Genomic DNA, 21853 nt, shown 5'->3' on the forward strand with positions numbered 1-21853 from the left:
CAGCGTGTTGCCGGAGGGCGTCGAAGGCGTCGACCGCCTCGACGGCGGCGAGTACGACGTGTTGCCAGACCGCATCGAAACCGGCACCTTCCTCGTCGCCGGCGCGATGACGGGCGGCCGCGTCATCACGCGTCGCACGCGCGGCGACATCCTCGATGCGGTCCTGCTGAAGTTGCAGGACGCGGGCGCCGAAATCACGACGGGCGACGATTTCATCGAGCTCGACATGAAGGGCAAGCGGCCGAAGGCGGTCGATCTCACCACCGCGCCCTATCCGGCGTTCCCGACCGACATGCAGGCGCAGTTCGCCGCGCTGAACTGCGTGGCCGAAGGCGTGGGCGTGATCAAGGAAACGATCTTCGAGAATCGTTTCATGCACATGAACGAGTTGCTGCGCCTGGGCGCCGATATCCGCATCGACGGCCATACCGCGATTATCCGCGGCGTGGAAAAACTTTCGGGCGCGCCGATCATGGCCACCGACCTGCGCGCCTCGGCTTCGCTGGTGCTGGCCGGCCTCGTCGCCGACGGTGAAACGACGGTCGACCGCATCTATCACATCGATCGCGGCTACGAGAACATCGAGGAAAAGCTCGGCGGCCTCGGCGCGAAGATCCGCCGCGTCCCGTCCTGAAACAGGCGCCGCGTCAGCGGATCGAGACGATCCGCATCTCCACCGAATCGCCGTTGGATTCCGTCTGCAGCATGCGCAGCGGGATGTAGCGCTGGCCGCTGCCGAACCACACCGTGGTCTTTCGGCCGTCGTCGCTGTCGCGGATGCGCTCGACGCGCAGTACCGGCTGAGCGCCCATGGCCGTCTGCAAGGACTCGCGACCCGCGACGCGATAGCGCTGCGTATCGATCTGGTCGCGTTGCGGCACGCGATAGACGCGATCGCCGCTCGCGCCTGCCGCCAGGTCCTGCATCAGCGCGATGTTCACCGCATGGCGGTCCAGCACGCCGGGTTCGTACGGCGGCGAGTACGACTTGTCGCCGTCGCGGCTGTCGATGCGGCCGGCATCGGCATCGACCACGAGGCTGCGTTCCTTGGTTTTCCAGGCCACCTTCTGTCGATAGGAATAGCGCCGCGTTTCAGGGACGCCGTTGCGCCAGCCCAGGACCGAACGCTCGTCGATGTCGGCGCCCGCCATGGCAGCCAAACCGCCGGTGCCGACGGTGTGCGTGCGCAACTCGTAGGCGCCGCCGCCCTGTGCGGAGAACGTCACCGTTGCCGAGCCCATCGGTTCGCCATTGCGCCGCACTTCGTACTGGGCGGTGTAGGCCGCCGGCGCCGCTGCGACCAGCGGCAGGGGAAGCGCCAGTAGGGCCGCAAGGAGCAGGTTTCGCATCAGGCCGGCCTCAATTCGTCGCGCTCGTCGAGCTGCAGGGGGCTTTCCAGCCAGCGACCGTCGTAACGGATGCGCTCCGCGCCGAGCTCCGCGCGGCCTTCGCTGATGGCGCGCACGCATTGCACCAACAGCGGGTGTTCGCGTGCGAGCAGGCGCCGAGCCACGGACTCGGCCGTGTCGCCCGAGCCTAGCGCCAGGCGTGCCTGGGCCAGCACCGGGCCGCTGTCGAGTTCGGGAATCACCACGTGCACGCTGGCGCCGTGTTCGGCATCGCCGGCCGCGAGGGCGCGCGCGTGCGTGTCCAGGCCAGGGTATTTCGGCAGCAGGGAAGGGTGGATATTGATCATGCGCGCATCGAACCGGCGGACGGCTTCGGGGGAAATCAGGCGCATATATCCGGCACAGACGATGAGGTCGGGCTGAACGTCGGCCACGGCATTGAACAGCGATTCATCGTAGGCGCGGCGATCGGCGAATTCCTTCGGGCGGCGGACGAACCCATGGATACCGTGTTCTTTCGCGAGGGCGATGGCGCCGCTGTCGGGCTTGTCGGAAAAAATCCCGACGAAACGCACGGCCAGCCGCGCCTGTTTTTGCGCGGCGATCAGTGCCGCCAGATTGCTGCCGCGGCCCGAGGCGAGTACAGCGAGGCGGAAAAGGCGGTTCATGGCTTGTTCCCGGCCCCGGCGGGCGAAGCGCGCAGGAGCGGCCAGACGAGCAGGGCGCCGATCGTCGCCAGCAGCATGTCCATGTGCGCATCCCAGGGATCGCCCTGCTGGCCGTTGTAGGCCTCGGCGGCTGCCGGCGACATCCACAGGGCGATGGCCCATTCCATCCATTCGTAGACCAGGCTGCTTGCCATGATCATCAGCACGGCGATCGAGAAAGCACCACCGCGAGCGAGCGGCCAACGCTGGCGTATCCAGCTGTTCAAGGAAGGGGTGAAGCAGAGGCCGTAGAGCAGGTGGATCAGGCGATCGAAATGATTGCGCTGCCAACCGAAAGCCTGTTGCGGCGACCAGCCCAGCCATTGCCGACACCATTCGTCGTAAGGCACGTTCGAATACAGCCAGCGCGCCGCAACGCAGTGCAGCGCGATAAAGACGCAAACGGCGGAAAATTCGCCATTGCCCATGCGCCATCGGCGGGCGTGCAGCGCCAGCCAGGCGAGGCCGACCACCGTTAACGAGCTATGTAGGGCCTGCTCCAGCGGCCAGCGCGGAGTGATCCAGGTCAATGCGAAGACGAGAATCGTGGCGGCCAGCGCCGTGGTCTTGAACGGACCCAGCCGCAGCGACTGGTTCATCGTCGGCTTCAGCCGATGCGCAGGCGTTCGCCGTCGCCGGCGGGGACTACTTGGCCGATCTGCCAGTGCGCCAGGCCGAGGCGATCGAGATCCGCTTCGATCGCGGCGACGTCGGCGGGTGCGACCATCAGCACGAAACCGATGCCGCAGTTGAAAGTGCGCCACATTTCCTCGCGCGGCACGTTGCCTTCGCGCTGCAACCAGTCGAAGACAGGGGGCAAGGGCCAGGACGACGTGTCGATCTCCAGCCCGAGCGACTTCGGCACGACGCGGATGATCTTCTCGATCAATGCGCCGCCGGTGACGTGGGCCATCGCGTGCAGTTCATGCCCTGCCAGCAGTTCCAATATGGGCTTGACGTAGATGCGCGTGGGTTCCATCAGCGCGTCGGCGAGCTTGCGGCCGCCTATCTCGAGGTCGAGAGGGTTGCCGGCGCGCGCCAGGATCTTGCGGATCAGCGAGTAGCCGTTCGAATGCGGTCCGCTGGAGGCGATGCCGATCAACGCATCGCCTTCGCGCACGCGACTGCCGTCGATCAGCCGCGCTTTTTCCACCGCGCCGACGGTGAATCCGGCCAGGTCGTATTCGCCGGGCGGGTACATGTCGGGCATTTCGGCGGTTTCGCCGCCGATCAGGGCGCAGCCGGCGATCTCGCAACCCCTGGCGATGCCGCCGACGACGTCCACCGTGGTCGCGACATCGAGCTTGCCGGTGGCGAAATAGTCGAGGAAGAAGAGCGGCTCGGCGCCCTGCACCAGGACATCGTTCACGCACATGGCGACGAGATCGATGCCGATGCTGTCGTGGCGGTTCAGCTGCTTGGCGAGGATCAACTTGGTGCCGACGCCATCGGTGCCCGAGACCAACACCGGTTCCTTGTACTTGCCGCTGAGGTCGAACAGGCCGCCGAATCCGCCGATGCCGCCGCCCATGACTTCCGGCCGCAGGGTGCGCTTGATGGCGGGCCGGATGCGTTCGACGACCTCGTTGCCCGCATCGATGTCGACGCCGGCGTCGCGGTAGGTCAGGGGAGTGGAGTTGCTCATCGCGGCCCGGTTCTGCGGAAACCGCCATTCTACCAGCCCTCTCCGGCGAGGCCGCAGGTCGGGGGCCGCTGCGGTTGGACGCGCCCCGGCGCTTTGCGGCAACATGCCGGCAGCAACCGCCGAACGAACGCGTGCCCATGCGCCCCCCTTATCGCCTGCTGTTTTCCGCCATCCTCGCCTGCCTGGCGCTATCGTCAGTCGCGTTGGCGCAGTCCGCTGCGGCGCCCGCCAAACCGGCGCCGAAGACCGAGGGCGAAGCGGCGCCTGCGCCCAAGATCAAGCCGATGCGAGATCCGGCCCTGTACAAGGCTGAAGTCACGTTGACGTCCCAAGGCGAGACCGAGCGTGAAGGCGCCACCGCCCGCGCTCTGATGGCGGTCATCGTCAAGCTCACCGGCAACCCGCAGGCGCCGGCCAACCCGGTGATCCGACGGGCCCTGTCCACGGCGACCAGCCTGGTGGACGAATCCGACACGGCGACTTCGTCGGACAGCGAGGGCAATACCGCCGTCGGCGGCGTCCCCGTTTACAAGACCACGATGACGGTCAGTTTCGATCCCGCCTCGGTCGATGCTCTGATCGCCGGCGCGGGGCTCAGGTACTGGACCGGCGTTCGCCCCAAACCGATCCTCTGGTTGGCGATCGACGACGGTCGCGGCCCACGCCTGGTGACCAGCAACGAACTCAACGTCGTGCGCCCGCTGGCGAACCGCGGCCTCGATCGCGGCCTGCGCTTCGGGCTGCCCAGTGGCACGGCGATCGAACAGGCAGCGGTGAACTCGATCTGGAACCTCGACAGTGCGGCGCTCGTGCCCCTGACCTCGCGTTACGGCAACGACACCCAGCTGATCGGCAAGATGTATCGTTCGAAGAGCGGCTGGTCCGCCTGGTGGGTGCTGAGCCAGGGCGGAGTCGAGCTCTCGCGCTGGCCCGTAACCCATGCCGACCCGAAATACGTCATCTCCTCCGGCGCCGACCCGGCCGCCGACGCACTGGCCAAGCGCGATTCGGTCTATCTCGACATCGGTCCGGCCGGCAATTACCTCGTCGAGGTCAGCGGCGTCGACAGTTCGGCGGATTTCCTCCGGCTGATGTCATATCTGCAGACGCTGGCGATCGTGCGTCGCATCGGCGTCGTGCAAGCGGATACGGATTCGCTGCGGCTGTCGCTGGAACTGAGTACGGGCCTGAAGGGCCTGCGCCTACTGGCCGATTCGGGAACGGTGATGCAATCGATCGCCGCGCCGCCCGCCACGAGCGACGTGCCGGCCACGGAGAGCGTGGCCCGTTTCGGATTGAGATGAAGCTGGACTGGCTACCGAATGCCATCACCATCGTCCGGATGGTGATGGCCCTGCCGCTGTTCTGGTGCCTGGCGCGCGGCCTGTTCGAACCGGCGTTCTGGTTGGCTCTGCTGGCGGGAGCCAGCGATGCGCTGGACGGCGCCCTGGCGAAGCGATTCGGCTGGCGTTCGCGCACCGGCGCCTTGCTCGACCCCCTGGCCGACAAATTGCTGCTGAGCGTCGGTTTCCTCGGGCTCTGGCTGGGAGGCGCGATGCCGGGTTGGCTGGTGGCGCTGGTGTTCGCGCGCGACCTGGTCATCCTGTCCGGCTCGCTGACCTGGTGGCAGAAGATCGGGCCGTTCGAACCCGAGCCCAGCCTGCTGGGCAAGTTCACTACGCTGGCGCAGATTCTGCTGGTGCTTGCGGTATTGCTGCAGCTCAATGGCTGGTGGCCGCTTCCCGCGCAATCCTGGCCGGTGCTGGCCGCGGTCGTCGCGCTGGCCACCCTGGTCAGCGGCCTGGACTACGTGATCCGTTACGGCATTCGTGCTGCGCGCGAATTGAGGAAGAAGACATGAGCGACGAAAAGACGATCTTCCACGACCAGCGCCGCTGGCAATGGTTGTTGCTGGCCGTGCTGGCCGGCGGCCTCGTGTGGTTGCTCGCGCCGATCCTGACGCCGTTCGTGATCTCGGCCTTGCTGGCATGGCTGGGCGACCCATTGGTGGCGCGACTGGAACGCGCCGGTCGAACGCGCGGCGTCGCGGTCGGTCTGGTGTTCCTGTTCATGATCCTGATGCTCGTGCTGGCGCTGTTGATCCTGGTGCCGCTGTTGTCGAACCAGATCGAAAAACTGATCGACTGGCTGCCGAAACTGGCCGAGTGGATCAGCTTCACGGCCATTCCCTGGCTGGAAGCCAAGTCGGGCATGAAGCTCGCCGGCTATGTCGATCCCGACTATCTGGTCGCGCTGCTGAAGACGCATTGGCAACAGGCGGGCGGCATCGCCGCGACGCTGCTCGGCGGTCTGTCGAAATCCGGTCTGGCCATCATGGGATGGATCGCCAACATCGTGCTGATCCCGGTGCTGACGTTCTACTTCCTGCGCGACTGGCGCACGATGCTCGGACAGTTGCGCGCCTTGCTGCCGCGTCCGGTGGAGCCGGTGGTGATGCAGCTTGCGCGCGAGTCGGACGACGTGCTCGGTGGTTTCCTGCGCGGCCAGCTCAGCGTGATGGTCTGCCTCGGTACGATCTACGGCCTGGGCCTGTGGATGGTGGGACTGGACCTCGGCCTGCTGATCGGGTTCATCGCCGGCCTCGTGAGTTTCGTGCCCTACCTCGGCGCGATGGTCGGCATCAGCGCGGCGGTCATCGCGACGCTGGTGCAGCACGGCGACCTGATGCATCTCGCGCTGGTGCTCGGCATTTTCATGCTCGGTCAGACGATCGAGAGTTTCGTGCTCACGCCCTGGCTGGTCGGCGATCGCATCGGCCTGCATCCGGTCGCGGTGATTTTTTCGATCATGGCCGGTGGTCAGTTGTTCGGGTTCCTCGGTGTGCTCCTGGCGTTGCCGGTGGCGGCCGTGGCGATGGTGGGGCTGCGTTACGCCTATCGCCACTACACCGAGAGCCATCTCTACGGCGCCGAAGACCCTCCGGAAACCGAAGCCGCCGCTGTCGATGTCGATCCCGCGCAGCGCGAGCTGCTGCCGGACGCCGCGCCGCCGGCACGGCCCGACGTGTGACGCCGCAACTTCCGCTCGCGCTGCGTTTCCCGCCCGACCAACGCCTCGACGCTTTCGTCGGCCAGGCGGACGTGCGCGCACTGGTCGAACAGTCCGCGCGCGGCGAACGCGAGGACTGGCTTTACCTGGCCGGGCCGGCGGGGAGCGGCAAGACTCATCTCTTGTTGGCGGCATGCGCCGAAGCGCAACAGCGTGGTGAAACCTCGGCCTATCTGCCGCTGGCGACGATGGCGGGACGATTGGGCGACGCGCTCGTCGGTGCGGAACGTTCTGCCTTGGTGTGCCTGGATTCGCTGGAGGCGATCGCGGGTCATCGCGGCGACGAGGAAGCGTTGTTCCATTTCCATAATCGCGCCCGCGCAGCCGATTGCCGGGTGATTTATGCCGCGCAAGCGATGCCTTCCGCCTTGCCCCTGAGTCTGCCCGATCTCCGCTCGCGGCTCGAACAATGCACGCGCCTCTCGCTGGACGCGCTCGATGAAAGCGGTCGCCGCCTGGTACTGCGTCGGCGCGCCGAGCGCCGCGGGCTCGAACTCGACGATGCGGTGCTGGATTTCCTGTTCCGCCGCGTCGGCCGTGATCTGGGCGGTCTGACCGCGTTGCTCGACCGCCTTGATCGCGAAAGCCTGGCGGCACAGCGACGCATCACCGTGCCTTTCCTCAAGCGGTTCGTGACGGAAACGCCTTAGGCCGAAAGCGACCGATCCAGATCGGCCAGCCTTTCCGGCGTGCCGACATCGGTCCAGCGACCGCGGTGATGCTCGCCGGTCGCGCGTTGCGCATGCATCGCGGCGCGCAGCAGCGGCGCGAGTTTGAAGCGCGGCGGCGTTTCGTCCACGCCCGGCGCGTCGCCGACGATGCGGCGCCAATCGTCGAGCAACTCGCGGCGATATACGCCGATGCCGGCGAAGGTGAGTTTCGATTCGCCTTCCGAATGCAGGCGCCCTTCGGCATCGAGCGCGAAGTCGCCGCGCGGATGTTGCGCCGGATTGTCCACCATCACCAGGTGGGCGAGACCTCGGGGTATTTCCGGCAAGCGCGCGAAGTCGACATCGCACCAGATGTCGGCGTTCACGGCGAGGAAGGGTTCGTCGCCCAGCCAGCGCAGGGCCTGCAGCATGCCGCCGCCGGTTTCCAGCGGTTCGGCGCCCTCGTGCGAATAGTGCAGACGCAATCCCCAACGCGAACCGTCGCCCAGCGCCGGTTCGAAACGATCGGCCAGCCAGGCGATGTTGACGACGGCTTCGGCGATGCCGACGGCCGCGAGCCTTTCCAGATGCCATTCGATCAGCGGCTTGCCGCCGGCGCTCAGCAACGGCTTCGGCGTATGTTCCGTCAGCGGGCGCATGCGCTCGCCTTTTCCGGCCGCGAAGATCAATGCACGCATGATCGAATCAGGCCAGCGGACGCGTGATGTCGCGATCGCCGAGCACGCGCTCGATCAACGCCACGAGTTCGACCGTTTCGGGATGGCGGCGGCCGACATCGCGCGTGTAGCGCCAGACCAGGGGCAGGTCGTTGAGATACCCGGCCTTGCCGTCGCGATACCAGAGCCGGCAGAAGATGCCGAGCACCTTGATGTGACGTTGCAGGCCCATCAGGTCGAACTGCCGGCGGAATTGCCCGGCGTCGCCGACGGCGAGGCCGGCCGCGGCCAGGCGCTGACGATAGGCTTCGGCCCAGGCATAGACCTGGTCGTCTGGCCAAGCGATGTAACAGTCGCGCAACAGCGAAGCGAGATCGTAGGTGACGGGGCCGAGCACGGCATCCTGGAAATCGAGAATGCCCGGGTTCCGCGAAGCGGTGATCAGCAGGTTGCGCGAATGGTAGTCGCGGTGCACGAAAACCTGCGGCTGCGCGCGCGCCGACTTCTCCAGCGCGCGGAAGGCCGATTCGATGACATCCCATTCCTCGCACTCCGGCGTGAAGCCGAGATGGCGTTTCAGGAACCACTCCGGCAGCAGCTCCATCTCGGCCACCAGTCGTGCTTCGTCGTACGCCGGCAGGCCGCGGACGTCGGCGCGGGTCTGCATGGCGAGCATGGCGTCGAGCGCGTCGCCGTAAAGCGAATCCACGCTCGCCGCGTCGAGTTCGGGAAGGTAGAGGCGGGTTCCGAGGTCGGACATCAATACGAAGCCCTGTTCGGCGTCGCTGGCGGCGATCTCGGGGGCATGCAATCCGGCCGCGTTCAGGCGAGCCGCCACATCCAGCCAGGGCCGGATGTCTTCCCTATCCGGCGGCGCGTCCATGACGATCCAGGTCCGGCCGCCCGATTCGCATCGCCAGTAGCTGCGGAAGCTGGCGTCGGCACTGGCCCCTTCCAGCTGCGCCGAGGGGTCGTTGAGGGCCTGACGGGTCCAATCCAGGCGCTGGGCAGTACGGGAGGCAAGGGTCATGCGGTTCAGTGGGATGGGGCAGGTTGTTGAAGCGGGGCATCAGGTGAAGCGGTGAGCGTGGCATGATACTTCAGCCCTTAATCTTCCCGAGCGCATGACTACACTCGTTCCCGTCCTGTTGTCCGGTGGTTCCGGCACGAGGCTCTGGCCCCTGTCGCGGGAGGCCTACCCGAAACAGTTCATTCCGCTGATCGGCGAATACTCCTTGCTTCAGCAGACGGCCCTGCGCCTGCGCGGCCTGCCGGGTGCGGACACGCCACTCGTCGTGGCCAACGAGGAGCACCGCTTCGTGGTGGCCGAGCAACTGCGCCAGGTCGGCGCGAACCCGGCCGCCATCCTGCTGGAACCGATGGGCCGCAATACCGCGCCGGCGATCGCGGTCGCCGCGCTTCAGGCGATGGCCGCTGGCGAGGATCCGGTGCTGCTGGTCCTGCCCTCGGATCATGTGATCCGCGACGAAGCCGGCTTCCGGGCCGCCGTGCTGGCGGCGTTGCCCGCCGCCGGACAGGGGGCGCTGATCACCTTCGGTATCGTGCCGACCGCGCCCGAAACCGGCTACGGCTACATCAAGGCGGCGCCGGCCGCGGGTCAGGACGTTCGTGCGGTCGAACGTTTCGTCGAAAAGCCCGACCTCGCGACGGCCGAAGCCTATCTGGCCAGCGGCGAGTATTTCTGGAACAGCGGCATGTTCGCCTTCCGCGCTTCGCGATACCTGGAAGAACTCGGGAAAACCCATCCGGCCATGGTCGAGCGCGCCCGCGAAGCGCTGGCGCGCGGCAAGCGCGACAGCGATTTCCTGCGCCTGGATCGCGAATCCTTCGCCGCCTGTCCCAGCGATTCGATCGACTACGCGGTCATGGAGAAAACGCAGGCGGCGCGCGTTCTCCCGATCGACGTGGGTTGGAACGACGTGGGCTCCTGGTCCGCACTGTGGGAAGTGGCCGAGCAGGACGGCGACGGCAACGCCCATCGCGGCGACGTGCTGGCGCAGGATTGCCGCAACACGCTGGCCCTCGGCGACAAGCGGCTGGTGGCCTTGCTCGGGCTGGAAGACGTCGTGGTCGTGGACACCGACGATGCGGTTCTGGTCGCGCACAAGGACCGCGTGCAACAGGTGAAGGACATCGTCTCGCGCCTCAAGCAGGCCGAGCGCACGCAGGCCACCTGGCATCGCAAGGTGTACCGCCCCTGGGGCAGCTACGACAGCGTCGACAACGGCACGCGCTTCCAGGTCAAGCGCATCGTGGTCAAACCCGGCGCCGCCTTGTCGTTGCAGATGCATCACCATCGGGCCGAGCATTGGATCGTCGTCAGCGGCACGGCGCGCGTGACCTGCGACGACAAGGTGTTCACCTTGAGCGAGAACCAGAGCACCTATATCCCGCTGGGCAGCCGGCACCGGCTGGAGAACCCCGGCAAGATGCCGCTGGAACTGATCGAGGTGCAATCGGGCTCGTACCTGGGCGAAGACGATATCGTCCGTTTCGAAGATCAATACGGGCGTTGAGCATCACGCTCGCGCGACCGGGGGGCGCGCGGGTCGGTAGGGGAAACTATGCAGTCGTACTTGAGTCTTTTGCAGCAGATCGACACGCAGGGATGGATGCGCGCGGCGATCGCTTTCGCGCTGGTGGCGGTACTGATTCCGTTGACGCGCCCGCTGGCCGAGCGCTTCGGCCTGACCGACCGGCCGGACCTGCCGGGGGGACGCAAGCAGCACCAGGCGCCGACGGCGATGCACGGCGGACTCGTCATCCTGTTCGCGATGACCGTTTGCGCGATCGCCTTCGGAGATATTTCCTCGTCGGCGATGCTCAGTTTCTATCTTGCCGGCGGCATGTTGCTGGCGGTCGGCGTGCTCGACGACCTGTACGACCTCAACTGGAAATACCGTATCGGCGTGCAGGTCGCGGCCGCTTTGGTGATGGCCTGGGTCGGCGGAGTTTCCGTGCAGCAGCTGTCCGATGTCGTGGGCATCGACAATTTCCGTCTCGCAGGCTGGCTATCGCTGTCGGTGACGATCTTCGTCGTCGTCGGCGTCATCAATGCGCTGAACATGGCCGATGGCGTCGATGGCCTGGCTGGCGGACAGGCGCTGGTGTCGCTGGCGCTGTTCGCCGTTTTCGCCCTTTATGCCGGCAACAACGCTTCGGCGGAGCGGCTGGTGACGGCAGCGGCGGCGGTCGCCGGGTTCCTGCTCTGGAACATGCGCCGCCCGGGTCTGCCGCGCGCCAGGGTATTCCTGGGCGATGCCGGCAGCATGGTGCTCGGCTTCGTGATCGCCTGGACCGCCGTGCGTCTTTCGCAGAACCCCGAGCATCCGGTGTCGCCGGTGCTGGGGCCGTGGACGATCGCGTTGCCGCTGATCGATTGCGTGAGCCTGATCCTGCGTCGTCTGCGACAGGGACGTTCGCCGTTCGCGGGCGATCGCGACCATCTGCATCACCTCCTCCTTGATGCCGGTTACTCGCCGACGGCGATCGCCATCGTCCTGATGCTGGCGTCCGCCGGTCTCGGCTTCGGCGCCGCGATCGCGATGAAACTGGGCGTGTCTCCGCCTTTGCTGGTGGTCGCGTTCTTCGTGCTGATCGCCGTGCACTATCGCCTGACGGCCGACCGCGAGCGCGCGGTGAAGTTCTTCCGCGCGTTCCCCGTGCTGCGGCGCTGGGCCCTGGCGACGGCCGCGCTGACATGAGCGGGGACGCGGGCGACGGCATGATCGACCTGCATTGCCACATGCTGCCGGGCATCGACGACGGCGCGCCCGACCTCGATGTGTCGCTGGCGATGGCCCGCATCGCCGTCGACGACGGCATCCGCGTCACCGCCTGCACGCCGCATATCTATCCCGGCCTGTACGAGAACGATCGCGAAGGCATCGTCGCGGCGGTCGCCCGACTGCAGGCGGTCCTGCGCGACGAAGGCATCGACCTCACCCTGGTGGTCGGCGCCGATACGCATCTGGCGCCGGACCTGGGCGCTTCGATCCGGGCCGGCCGCATTCCGACGATCAACCACAGCCGCTATCTCCTGCTCGAACCGCCGCACCACGTGGCACCGCCGCGATTCGAGGATTCGGTGTTCCAGCTGCTGACGATGGGCATCGTCCCGGTGATCACCCATCCGGAGCGCCTGAGCTGGATCGAGGACCACTACGAGATATTCGTGCGTTTGGCCCATGCCGGCGCCTGGATGCAGGTGACCGCGGGTGCTTTGACCGGACGATTCGGCAAACGCCCCCGCTATTGGGGCGAACGCCTGCTCGACGAGCGGTTGGTGCATATCCTGGCCTCCGATTCGCACCATGTCGCCTCGCGCCCGCCCCGGTTGGCGGAAGGGCGGGAGGCTGCCGCGGTACGGGTTGGCGAAGCCGAGTCCTGGCATATGGTGCGTACGCGTCCGCAGGGCATCCTCGACGATCTGGCGCCGGAACGGCTGCCGCCGCTGCCTGAACGGCCAGTTTCTGCGACCCGGCGCACGCTATGGCATCGTTGGTTCGGTGCCGCATAATCCGATCATCCCCCCTTCGGCCTTTTCCATGCCCTCACGTTCGCTCTTCCGCGTCGCTCTGGTTTGCCTGCTGACATTGATGCTGGGCGCCTGCGCCAGTTCGGGATCGACCCGGTCGGGTGGGGCGCAGCGCGGTGCGGCGGGGGTGCCGATGCCGGCGCCGGATACGCGGACGGAAGCCGGGGCCTATTCGGGCGTGTCCGAGTACCGGATGGGGCCGCAGGACCTGATCGAGATCAGCGTGTTCCAAGTCGACGATCTGAACCGCACGGTGCGCGTCAACACGCTCGGCCAGATTTCGCTGCCCCTGATCGGGGTCGTGCAGGCCGGCGGCCTGACGGCGCAGGAGCTCGAGAGGCAGATCGCAGCCAAGCTCGATGCCCAGATCTGTCCAGAATCCGCAGGTCACCGTCTTCGTCAAGGAATACGCCAGCCAGCGCATTACCATGGAGGGTGCGATCAACAAGCCCGGCATCTATCCGATCAGCGGCAAGACCTCATTGCTGCAGGCGATCGCGATGGGCGGCGGCGTGACCAATCTGGCCGACCTGCAGGGCATCGTGGTGTTCCGCCAGGTGGACGGCAAGAAGATGGGCGCCAAGTTCGACCTGAAGGCGATCCGCGCCGGCTCGTCGGAGGATCCGCAGATCTATGGCGACGACATCATCGTCGTCGACGAATCCGGTTCAAAATCGGCCTTGCGTCGTTTCATCGAGACGCTGCCGGTCTTCAGTTTCTTCGGCATCTTCTGACGTTCTTTCGGGGCTTCTTGCATGCAACACAATCCCAACGACCCTAGCGGGCACGAACCCGAACCCGAGAGTTTGCCGACGCCGAGCGCCGAGGTGCGCCCGTCGGCGCTGGCGATCGCGCGACCGCAGCAGGCCCTCAGCCTGGAGCTGCGCAGCCCCGAGAACACCGAGCAGGACGACGAAATCAACCTGCTCGATTATTGGCGCATCCTGGTCAAGCGGCGCTGGACGGTGATCGCGACGCTGGCGATGGTGCTGATCATCGCCCTGGTCAAGACCTTGCTGACCACGCCGATATATCGCTCGACCTCGATCGTCCAGATCGACAACGACACCTTGCGCGTGGTCAAGGTCGAGGGCATCGAGCCGATGGGATACGACCCGAACTTCCTCGAAACGCAGATCGGCTTGCTCAACAGCCGCGCGCTGGCGCAGCGCGTGGTCAAGCAGATGGGTCTGCCGCAGAGCGGCGAGCTGTCGCGGCTTTGGCCGGCCTCGAACTGGCAGCGCCTGACGGCGCTCGTGCGCGGGGCGCCCGATGCCGAAGACGCCGCAACGGCTTCCGCGGCCGCGCAGGCACCGGTGAAGGAAGATCCGGCGGCGGTCAACGCCATCGCGGCTTCGTTCCAGGGCGGCATCAGCGTCAGCCCGGTCGGCCAATCGCGCCTGGTGCGCATCAATTACGACAGCCCCGATGCGGATTTCTCGCGCCGCGCCGCCAATGCGATCGCCGAGGCCTTCGTCGCCAACAACCTCGACCGTCGTTTCGGTTCGGCGACCTACGCCAAGGGCTACCTTGAGGAACGCCTCAAGGAAATGAAGGCCAAGCTGGAGGAATCCGAGCGCCAGCTGGTGGCGTTCGCGCAAAAGGAACAGATCGTCAGCGCCGGTGGCGAGAACGGAGCCAGCCTGACCGAACAGAACCTCGGCGCCCTCAATAGCGCCTATGCCACCGTCAAGGCGGAACGCATCCGGGCGGAGTCGCGCTGGCGCCAGGCCCAGAGCCTGCGCGGTTCCGGCCTGCAGGCCGCCGCGGGCGAAGACCCGATGATCAAGACCCTGCAGGAGAGTCGCGCCAAGCTGATGCTCGAGTACCAGGACAAGTTGCGCCTGTACAAGCCCGGCTACCCTCTGATGCAGCAGCTGAAGGCGCAGATAGACGAGATCAACCAGCAGATCGTCGCCGAAGAGGCGAACATCCGCAGCGGCATCCAGGCCGAGTACCAGGCCGCGCTGCAGCAGGAGAAGATGCTCGAAGCCCAGTTGTCCCAGTCGAAGGGCGAAGTGCTCGACGTGCAAGGGCGCAGCATCCAGTACAACATCTTCAAGCGCGAGGTCGACACGAACCGCCAGCTCTACGACGCGCTGCTGCAGCGCTACAAGGAAGTCGGCGTGGCCGGCGGCGTCAGCGCGAACAACATCGCGGTCGTGGATCTGGCCGAACCGGGCTACAAGGTGCTGCCGGACATGAGCCGCAACCTGACCATGGCGGCGATGGCCGGTCTGCTGCTCGGCGCCCTGCTGGCTTTCGGTTTCGAATACCTCGACGACACGGTCAAGCGTCCGGAAGACATCGAGAAGAAGCTGGGCCTGCCGGTGCTGGGCGCGATTCCGCAATTGAAGGCGCCGATGACGCCGATGCGCGCGCTGGAGGATGTGCGATCGGCCTTTGCCGAGTCTTATCGATCCTTGCGCACGGCGCTGCAGTTCTCGACCGACCATGGCGTGCCGCGTTCGTTGCTCGTCACCAGCCCGGTGCCTGGCGAAGGCAAGTCCACCACCGCGTTGGTGCTGGCGCAGATGTATGCGCAGCTCGGCAAGCGCGTGCTGGTCATCGATTGCGACCTGCGCAACCCGTCCCTGCATCGTCAGCTCGGCGTGGAGAATTCTCAGGGCCTCAGCAATTACCTCGCTGGCGCCAGCAAGCCTACCGACATGATCCAGCCCACGCAGACGCCTGGCCTGCTGTACATGCCGACCGGTCCGCTGCCGCCGAATCCGGCCGAACTGCTGATGGGGCCGAAGATGGTGTCGCTGCTGTCCACCGCTTCGGAGAAGTTCGATCTCGTCATCCTCGACGGCCCGCCGGTGATGGGCCTGGCCGATGCGCCGATCCTGTCGAACATGGCGCAGGGCACGTTGATCGTCGTGCAGGCGGGCAATACCCGCATCGGCCTGGCGAAGAACGCGATCAAGCGATTGCATGCCGCGCGCGCGCGACTGGTCGGCGGCCTGCTGACGCATTTCCAGGCGCAGCACACCGGCGATGGCTATAGCTACGGCAACTACTACTATTCGTACGGCAGCCCGCAACTGACACGGCAATGATCTCGGTCGCACCGCCGGCGCTGCATCATGCCTTGCTGTTGCTGCGCACACCCACGGCTGTGCGCCCCGGCCCGCAGGAGCGTCTGCCGGAAGGCATGTTGCTGTTGCTCCGGGTCGTCGCCGGCGACGAGCTGGCATTGGCCGAAGCGCGGCAGCGAAGCGACGAATCGGCGGAGGTCGTCCGCGAGGCCGCGGCGTTCTACATCCAGCAGGTGATGTTCGCCAGCGGCAGCCATAGCTATCGCCTTCTCGGCGTCGATGCCGACGCGCCCGACGAACGGATCAAGGAACACTATCGCTGGCTGGTGCGTTGGCTGCATCCGGATCGCAATGCCGACGAGTGGGAGGTGGTTTACGCCGATCGCGTCAATCGCGCCTGGCAGGACCTTCGTACCCCGGAGCGTCGCCAGCGATTCGACGATGCAAGAGCGGCCGACGCGGCCAACACGAGCGCGAGCGACATGCGCAGTCACACCACGGGAGAGCGCCCGGTTTCGCCGGTCCGGCATTCGCCGGCGGCGGTCGCCACGTTCGAGGACAGCGCCGCCGGTTACAACGCACTGCGTTGGTTGCCCAAACTGATCTTCGGCGGCCTTGGCGTTTGCGCCGTGCTCGCGCTCGGCTTGCTGTGGCTATTGCGCGCCCCTCCGCCGGAGACGGCGACGCAGGCCATGGCGACAACCGAGGCCGCCGTGCCGAGCCAGCCGAGCCAAGCGCCTGCGAAGTCGCCCGACCCCGCGGATCAGGAAGCGACCGGGAATCAGTCCGCGCCACTGCCGCCGCAGGAGATTCCGTCTGAACCCGGCGCGGAATCGGTCGCCTCCGCCACGAGCTCGATGCCGAATGAGCCTGCGCCTTCCCCGGTTTTGACGCCGACGTCTTCGCCTCCAGCCAAGGCTGCGGTACCGATTGCAGCGCCAGCCAAGCCGGCCGCATCGGTGGTGCTGGCAGCACGAGCGCCCGAATCCGCCGCGATCGCTCCCACGGCCAGGCGGCAGCCCGCCGCTGCGACCGTTCCGTCGCGCGATGCACGGCGGCCCGTCACCACGACCCCGAGCGCCATCGTCGCAACCGCCACGGCCGCCGAGCCGTCTTCCGTCCAGGTCGCCCCGCGTAGCGAAGCGGCCGATGCCGCGTCGGGCCTTCCGACGATCGACGACCGCATCGCCAATCGCCTGGTCGGCCAGTTGTCTCAGGCCTACGGCGATGGCGACCTGCAAAGGATGCGCTCGCTGGTCACCTCCAACGCCATCGGTGGCAGCGGCGGTTTGCTGGACGAATACGATCGCCTGTTCGCCAGTAGCGAGCAGCGTTCGCTGAGCATCAGCAATGTCAGCTGGCTGCAGGACGGCGACAACGCGACGATCATCGCGACCTATGTCGCGACCGTGCAGGCCCGTGCGGGCAAGCGCGCGCGGCGCACCGGCGGCGACATGCGGCTGGACCTGCGGGTGGAAGGCGGGCAATGGCGTATCTACCGCCTCTCCCACGATGGTCGCCGTGGCTAGGCCCTCGTCGTATTCCCATCTCTCTGCGGCTTGGCTGCCGGCGGCGATCTGCCTGGTGCTGGTCTTCGCCGGTTGGCGGGCCTTCGGCATCGGCATGGCCGATTGGTGGTCGCGGCAGAATCCCGAGGCGGCGATGCAATGGCGCCCGGACCATGCGGAAGCGGCGCTGAAGGCGGCCGAAGTGGCGGTTTACGCGGATCCGAAATCCGAAGCGGTGGCTCGCTGGTCGCGAGCGGCAATCTCCGCGTACCCGCTCGACGGCCGCGGTTACCGCGTACTGGCGGATGCGGCGGGGACCGCGCCGAACCTGGGCAAGGTATTGCACGAGATCGCAGCGGAGCGCAGTCCGCGCGACTACATGAGCCAGGCATGGGTGATCAACGAGGCCTTGCGGACCAGCGATTACTCGCGGGCGATGGCCATGCTGGATCGTCTGCTCCGCACGCGCCCGGAGATCGCCCACCACCTGAATCCGACCCTCGTCAGCCTCGCCAGCACACCCGAAGCGCAACCGGCGCTGGCGGCGACCTTGGCGCGGGATCCGCCCTGGCGCGAGGCGAGGTTCGCCACCATCATCGGCGCCGCCAGCTCCGGCTTGGCTTTAAGCCCGCTGATGAGCGCATTGCGTTCGACCCCGCGTGGCGTCAGCGCCGGTGAGCAGGCCGCATGGATCAATCGCCTGGTCGCGGACCGCCAATACGGCGTGGCCTATCTGGCGTGGATCGAGTCGTTGTCGCCGGAGCAGCAGCAATACGTCGGCAATATCCATGACGGAGGATTCGAACAGGTGCCGTCGGGATCGCCGTTCGAATGGCAATTGCAGGATGTCGCCGGAGCGCAGATCGCGCGCGCGCGGGTGGAAGGCGGTTCCGGCGCCGAGAGCCTGCGCATCGTGTTCGATGAGCGCTCGCGCGAGTTCGCGCACGTGACGCAGGTCCTGCTGCTGGCGCCCGGTAGTTATCGCTTGAGCGGGCGCGAACGAATGTTGGGTATCGACGAGAGGGCGGGGATGAACTGGGCGATCAGTTGCGCGGAGAACGGTCAGCCGCTCGCGCAGTCGACCGGCTTCTCCGGGAATCACGATTGGCAAGCATTCTCAGCCGATTTCGAGGTGCCGGCCCCTGGCTGCGAGGCGCAACGGATCGTGCTGCGCCGGACGGCGGCCGACCCCTCGGCAGTTTCCGGCGCCGCGATGTTCGACGATCTGAGCATCGAGCGGCGGTAGACGCTCGACGCGAAGTGGATTCTGATTATGAACGGCGTCGAACCGGCGCATTGACGCGGGCATCGCGCGCCATTAGGCTGTTGTCGAGCTCTATCTCTCGTTCGGCACGAAGCTGAGGAGGACGAAATGAAAAGGATGATGACCGCCCTATTGGGCCTGGGACTGGCGTTCAGCGCTCTGGCCCAGAATCCTCCTCCGCAACCGATCGCGACGATCGACAAGATCACCGGCAAGGTCATGGTGAACGAAGGCAAGGCCTTCGCCCCGGGCCGCCTGCAGCAACGCCTGAAGCCGGGCGACCGGGTCATGGTCATGGACAAGAGCAAGACGACGATCGTTTTCGACGACGATTGCCGGTTGGATATCGAAGCCAACAAGCTGGTCGTCGTGCCCGATCGTTCGACCTGCGCCGGCGGTTATCTGGCCGAGCAGGGCATCAATCCGGGTGGATCGGGCGCCATCGGCAGTTCCGGCGTGAGCGGCGGCAAGGCCTTGCTGCCTTTGGCGATTGGCGCCGTGGTCGTGGCGGTCGTGCTCGACGAGGACGATTCCAGCCCCTGATCGGGCGGATTCATGTTATTGGACACGGGCCGCTGACGCGGCCCGCGTTTTTTCCGGACCCATGCCTCCTCATCACGAACCCGCTCCCCTCTCCAAGCGGATCCTTTTTCCGGCCCTGGCACTGCTGTTGACCAGCCTGCTGGCTGGGGGAGGGCGGGGTGGCCTTGGCGATGTGCTGGCCCAGCTGCTCGCCCTGCTGTTGCTGGCCGTGCTCGCTTGGTCGTCCTGGTCCGGCCGATTGAGCTGGCGAGTGCCGTTCTGGCTGCGGTGCCTGCCCTTGTTGGCCCTGTTGCTTCCGCTGATCCAACTGCTGCCGATTCCGGCGGATTGGTGGGCGGCAGGCAGCGCGCGCGAAGCGGTCGCTGCGCAGCTGGCGATTGCCGGCATCGAGCCGGCGGGGCGCTGGACCTTGTACCCGCTGGCGACCGAACGGGCCCTGTGGTCCCTCCTGCCGGGCGTTGCCCTGTTCCTTGCGGCGCTCGCCCTGTCCGATCGCGCGCTGCGCTGGCTCTTCGGCGCTCTGTTGCTGGTCGGGGTGGTGAATGTCTGCTTCGGCGTGGCCCAGTTGGCCCAGGGGCCTGAAAGCCCGTTACGGCTCTATGTGCCGACGAATACCGGTCATGCCGTGGGTCTGTTCGCCAACCGGAACCACTTCGCCGGCTTTCTCGCGATGTTGTTGCCCCTGACCCTGGCGGGATCGGCCTGGTCGCTGGTGCGGCGCAAAGGCAATGGCGAACGCGATTTCATCATGCCGGTCCTCGGCGCTCTGCTGTCGGTGACGTTCGTGCTGGGCATCGCGTTCTCGCGATCGCGTGCCGGGCTTGGCCTCGCCCTGCTCGGTATGCTCGCCTTGTTGCCGCTGGCTTGGTCGTTGCCGGCGCGGCGCGGAACCAAACGGATACTGGCGACGATCGTTGCGCTCGGTCTGCTAGTCTCGGTCCAGTTCGCTTCGCTGGACGCCGCCCGGCGCGCGATGGCCGATCCGGTGGATGCCGGACGGCGACAGTACGCAGCCACCACGATGGATGCGGCGCGCGCCTATTCGCCGATGGGTTCGGGGATCGGCACGTTCCGTTTCGCCTACCAGCCTTTCGAAGCCTTGCGCGGCGACCCGGGTCGCGATGTCGTGAATCACGCCCATAACGACTACCTGGAGTTATGGATGGAGGGCGGCGTGCTGGCGCTGTTGCTGCTGCTGTCGTCCGCGGCCGTGTGGGCTTGGGCCGGCCTGCGCGCATGGCGCACGCCGGCCGACGAGGCAGGCAAGCTGGATTGGAATCGTTTCCTGGCGCGCGCCTGTTGGGTCGCGATCAGCCTCGCGGCCCTGCACGAGGCTTTCGATTACGCGATGCGCACCACGGCGATGTCGACGGCATTCGCCCTGATCCTGGCCACGATGTTCGCGCACTTGCGCTACCCGTCAAACGCTCCGGCCGCTAGACCCGGGGTGCCGCCATCCGTGGAACCCGGCAATCTGGCTAAACTACGGCCTTTCCGACAAACGCCACGCAAAGAATGACCCGTATCGAACAAACCCGCCTGGGCATCGTTGGCCTCGGTTATGTCGGCCTCCCGCTGGCGGTGGAATTCGGCAAGCACTTCGACACCCTGGGTTTCGACATCAGCGCGGAACGCATCGACGAGTTGCGACGCGGGCACGATCGCACGCGTGAGCTGACCGCCGACGAGATCGCTGTCGCCACGCACCTGCGCTATGGCACGGACCCGGACGCGCTGCGTCAGTGCAACACCTTCGTCGTGACAGTGCCGACACCGGTGGACGAACACAAGCGCCCGGATTTCACCCCGTTGCTGCGCGCCAGCCAGACGGTGGGGCGGGCCCTGAAGCGGGGCGATGTGGTGATCTACGAATCCACCGTGTATCCCGGCGCGACCGAAGAGATATGCGTGCCGGAACTGGAGAGATCCTCGGGCTTGCGTTTCGGCGACGATTTCGGCGTCGGCTACAGTCCCGAGCGCATCAATCCCGGCGACAAACTGCGCACGCTCACGAAAATCCCGAAGGTGACTTCCGGCTCCAGTCCGGAGGTCGCCGACTACGTCGATGCGCTGTATCGCCGTATCATTGCGGCGGGCACGCATCGCGCTTCCAGCCTGAAGGTCGCCGAGGCCTCGAAGGTCGTGGAGAACACGCAGCGCGACGCCAACATCGCCCTGATCAACGAGTTCGCGTTGATCTTCCAGCGCCTGGGCATAGACACCCAGGAAGTGCTGGAAGCGGCCGGAACGAAATGGAACTTCCTGCCGTTCCGGCCCGGCCTGGTCGGTGGCCATTGCATCGGCGTCGATCCCTATTATCTGATCCAGAAAGCGCAGTCCGCGGGCTACTATCCCGATATCCTGCTGGCCTGCCGTCGCATCAATGATGCGATGGGCGAGCATGTGGCCGCCGAAGTGGTCAAGCTGATGATCGGCAAGGGGCATGCGATCAAGGGCAGCCGCATCCTCGTTCTCGGCCTGAGTTTCAAGGAGAACTGCCCGGATCTGCGCAATACGCGCGTGGTGGACCTGGTGCGCGAGTTCGAGAGTTTCGGAGCCAGCGTCGACGTGCACGACCCCTGGGTCGATGCCGCCGAGGCGAAGCAGGAATACGACCTCGACCTGCTGCATGGCTCGCCGGCGGCAGGCGCTTACGATGCCATCGTCCTGGCCGTGGCGCACGAACAGTTCTCACAGTTGGGCGTCGACGGCCTGCGTCTCTACGGCAATCCGCGCGCGGTCGTCTACGACATCAAGAGCGTTTTCCCGAAAGCGGCGGTCGATGGCCGTCTCTGACGGCCGGCACAGGACCATCGGTTTCAGCCCCCGTTAAAGAAACCGG

20 protein-coding genes and 2 pseudogenes are annotated in these 21853 nt (G+C 66.4%); 16 read left to right on the top strand and 6 right to left on the bottom strand.

Annotated features, from left to right (window positions below):
- Positions 1-19 precede the first annotated feature (19 nt).
- Positions 20-634: pseudogene (locus tag QM707_RS10990) on the top strand (UDP-N-acetylglucosamine 1-carboxyvinyltransferase); the annotation flags it as partial.
- A 13-nt stretch (positions 635-647) separates the two neighbouring features.
- Here the strand turns inward: QM707_RS10990 and QM707_RS10995 are convergent.
- Genes QM707_RS10995 through purM form a run of 4 tightly spaced genes read right to left on the bottom strand, consistent with a single transcriptional unit; the run spans position 648 to position 3683 of the window.
- Positions 648-1349 (bottom strand): DUF3108 domain-containing protein, encoded by a 702-nt coding sequence (locus QM707_RS10995; RefSeq protein ID WP_415001913.1) that lies wholly within the window; start codon positions 1347-1349, stop codon positions 648-650.
- Positions 1349-2017 carry a phosphoribosylglycinamide formyltransferase gene (purN, locus tag QM707_RS11000; RefSeq protein ID WP_415001914.1) on the bottom strand — a complete coding sequence of 223 codons (669 nt, stop codon included), beginning with the start codon at positions 2015-2017 and terminating at the stop codon, positions 1349-1351. The genes QM707_RS10995 and purN overlap by 1 nt, the downstream gene beginning before the upstream one ends.
- On the bottom strand, positions 2014-2655 hold the full coding sequence (locus tag QM707_RS11005; protein WP_415001915.1) for a DUF2238 domain-containing protein: 642 nt from the start codon (positions 2653-2655) through the stop codon (positions 2014-2016). The genes purN and QM707_RS11005 overlap by 4 nt, the downstream gene beginning before the upstream one ends.
- An 8-nt stretch (positions 2656-2663) precedes the next feature.
- Positions 2664-3683 carry a phosphoribosylformylglycinamidine cyclo-ligase gene (purM, locus tag QM707_RS11010; RefSeq protein ID WP_415002147.1) on the bottom strand — a complete coding sequence of 340 codons (1020 nt, stop codon included), beginning with the start codon at positions 3681-3683 and terminating at the stop codon, positions 2664-2666.
- Positions 3684-3838: 155 nt separating this feature from the next.
- Between purM and QM707_RS11015 the strand changes: the two genes are divergently transcribed.
- The 4 genes from QM707_RS11015 to hda are packed head-to-tail and all read left to right on the top strand — an operon-like array spanning position 3839 to position 7420.
- A complete protein-coding gene (locus QM707_RS11015; protein WP_415001916.1) occupies positions 3839-5005 on the top strand; it encodes a DUF2066 domain-containing protein in 1167 nt (388 codons plus the stop codon).
- The gene (locus QM707_RS11020; protein ID WP_415001917.1) at positions 5002-5562 is read left to right on the top strand and encodes a CDP-alcohol phosphatidyltransferase family protein; all 561 of its coding nucleotides are present in this window, start codon (positions 5002-5004) and stop codon (positions 5560-5562) included. Before QM707_RS11015 ends, QM707_RS11020 begins: the two co-directional genes overlap by 4 nt.
- Positions 5559-6731 (top strand): AI-2E family transporter, encoded by a 1173-nt coding sequence (locus QM707_RS11025; RefSeq protein WP_415001918.1) that lies wholly within the window; start codon positions 5559-5561, stop codon positions 6729-6731. The genes QM707_RS11020 and QM707_RS11025 overlap by 4 nt, the downstream gene beginning before the upstream one ends.
- Positions 6728-7420, top strand: a complete 693-nt coding sequence (gene hda, locus QM707_RS11030; RefSeq protein WP_415001919.1) for a DnaA regulatory inactivator Hda — start codon at positions 6728-6730, stop codon at positions 7418-7420. Before QM707_RS11025 ends, hda begins: the two co-directional genes overlap by 4 nt.
- Here hda and murU read toward each other — a convergent pair.
- Both murU and QM707_RS11040 read right to left on the bottom strand, forming a co-directional pair.
- Positions 7417-8118, bottom strand: a complete 702-nt coding sequence (gene murU, locus QM707_RS11035) for an N-acetylmuramate alpha-1-phosphate uridylyltransferase MurU (protein WP_415001920.1) — start codon at positions 8116-8118, stop codon at positions 7417-7419. The two genes, hda and murU, sit on opposite strands and share 4 nt — an antisense overlap.
- 7 nt (positions 8119-8125) lie before the next feature.
- Positions 8126-9127: an aminoglycoside phosphotransferase family protein gene (locus QM707_RS11040; RefSeq protein WP_415001921.1), complete on the bottom strand. Its 1002-nt coding sequence runs from the start codon at positions 9125-9127 to the stop codon at positions 8126-8128.
- Between the two features lie 94 nt (positions 9128-9221).
- On the opposite strand from QM707_RS11040, the gene QM707_RS11045 reads away from it, so the two are divergent.
- From QM707_RS11045 to QM707_RS11095, 11 genes and pseudogenes are all read left to right on the top strand, one after another.
- Complete coding sequence (locus tag QM707_RS11045; RefSeq protein WP_415001922.1) at positions 9222-10634, top strand: mannose-1-phosphate guanylyltransferase/mannose-6-phosphate isomerase; 1413 nt, start codon at positions 9222-9224, stop codon at positions 10632-10634.
- Between the two features lie 60 nt (positions 10635-10694).
- Positions 10695-11822, top strand: coding sequence for an MraY family glycosyltransferase (locus QM707_RS11050; RefSeq protein WP_415001923.1), 1128 nt, complete (start codon positions 10695-10697; stop codon positions 11820-11822).
- Complete coding sequence (locus tag QM707_RS11055) at positions 11819-12637, top strand: tyrosine-protein phosphatase (RefSeq protein WP_415001924.1); 819 nt, start codon at positions 11819-11821, stop codon at positions 12635-12637. Before QM707_RS11050 ends, QM707_RS11055 begins: the two co-directional genes overlap by 4 nt.
- 211 nt (positions 12638-12848) lie before the next feature.
- Positions 12849-12959, top strand: a pseudogene (locus tag QM707_RS11060) (polysaccharide biosynthesis/export family protein); the annotation flags it as partial.
- Positions 12960-13014: 55 nt separating this feature from the next.
- Positions 13015-13389, top strand: coding sequence for a polysaccharide biosynthesis/export family protein (locus QM707_RS11065; RefSeq protein ID WP_415001925.1), 375 nt, complete (start codon positions 13015-13017; stop codon positions 13387-13389).
- Between the two features lie 21 nt (positions 13390-13410).
- Positions 13411-15717: a GumC family protein gene (locus tag QM707_RS11070; protein WP_415001926.1), complete on the top strand. Its 2307-nt coding sequence runs from the start codon at positions 13411-13413 to the stop codon at positions 15715-15717.
- Positions 15714-17225 carry a DnaJ domain-containing protein gene (locus QM707_RS11075; protein ID WP_415001927.1) on the top strand — a complete coding sequence of 504 codons (1512 nt, stop codon included), beginning with the start codon at positions 15714-15716 and terminating at the stop codon, positions 17223-17225. Before QM707_RS11070 ends, QM707_RS11075 begins: the two co-directional genes overlap by 4 nt.
- Positions 17218-18450 (top strand): hypothetical protein, encoded by a 1233-nt coding sequence (locus tag QM707_RS11080; RefSeq protein ID WP_415001928.1) that lies wholly within the window; start codon positions 17218-17220, stop codon positions 18448-18450. The genes QM707_RS11075 and QM707_RS11080 overlap by 8 nt, the downstream gene beginning before the upstream one ends.
- Positions 18451-18588: 138 nt before the next feature.
- On the top strand, positions 18589-19011 hold the full coding sequence (locus tag QM707_RS11085; protein WP_415001929.1) for a hypothetical protein: 423 nt from the start codon (positions 18589-18591) through the stop codon (positions 19009-19011).
- Positions 19012-19138: 127 nt separating this feature from the next.
- Positions 19139-20530 carry an O-antigen ligase family protein gene (locus tag QM707_RS11090; protein ID WP_415001930.1) on the top strand — a complete coding sequence of 464 codons (1392 nt, stop codon included), beginning with the start codon at positions 19139-19141 and terminating at the stop codon, positions 20528-20530.
- Entirely contained in the window at positions 20527-21807 is a 1281-nt protein-coding gene (locus QM707_RS11095) for a nucleotide sugar dehydrogenase (protein ID WP_415001931.1), read from the top strand. The genes QM707_RS11090 and QM707_RS11095 overlap by 4 nt, the downstream gene beginning before the upstream one ends.
- Positions 21808-21853 lie beyond the last annotated feature (46 nt).

The sequence above is a fragment of the Arenimonas sp. genome (assembly GCF_047602345.1).
Classification (GTDB): domain Bacteria; phylum Pseudomonadota; class Gammaproteobacteria; order Xanthomonadales; family Xanthomonadaceae; genus Arenimonas.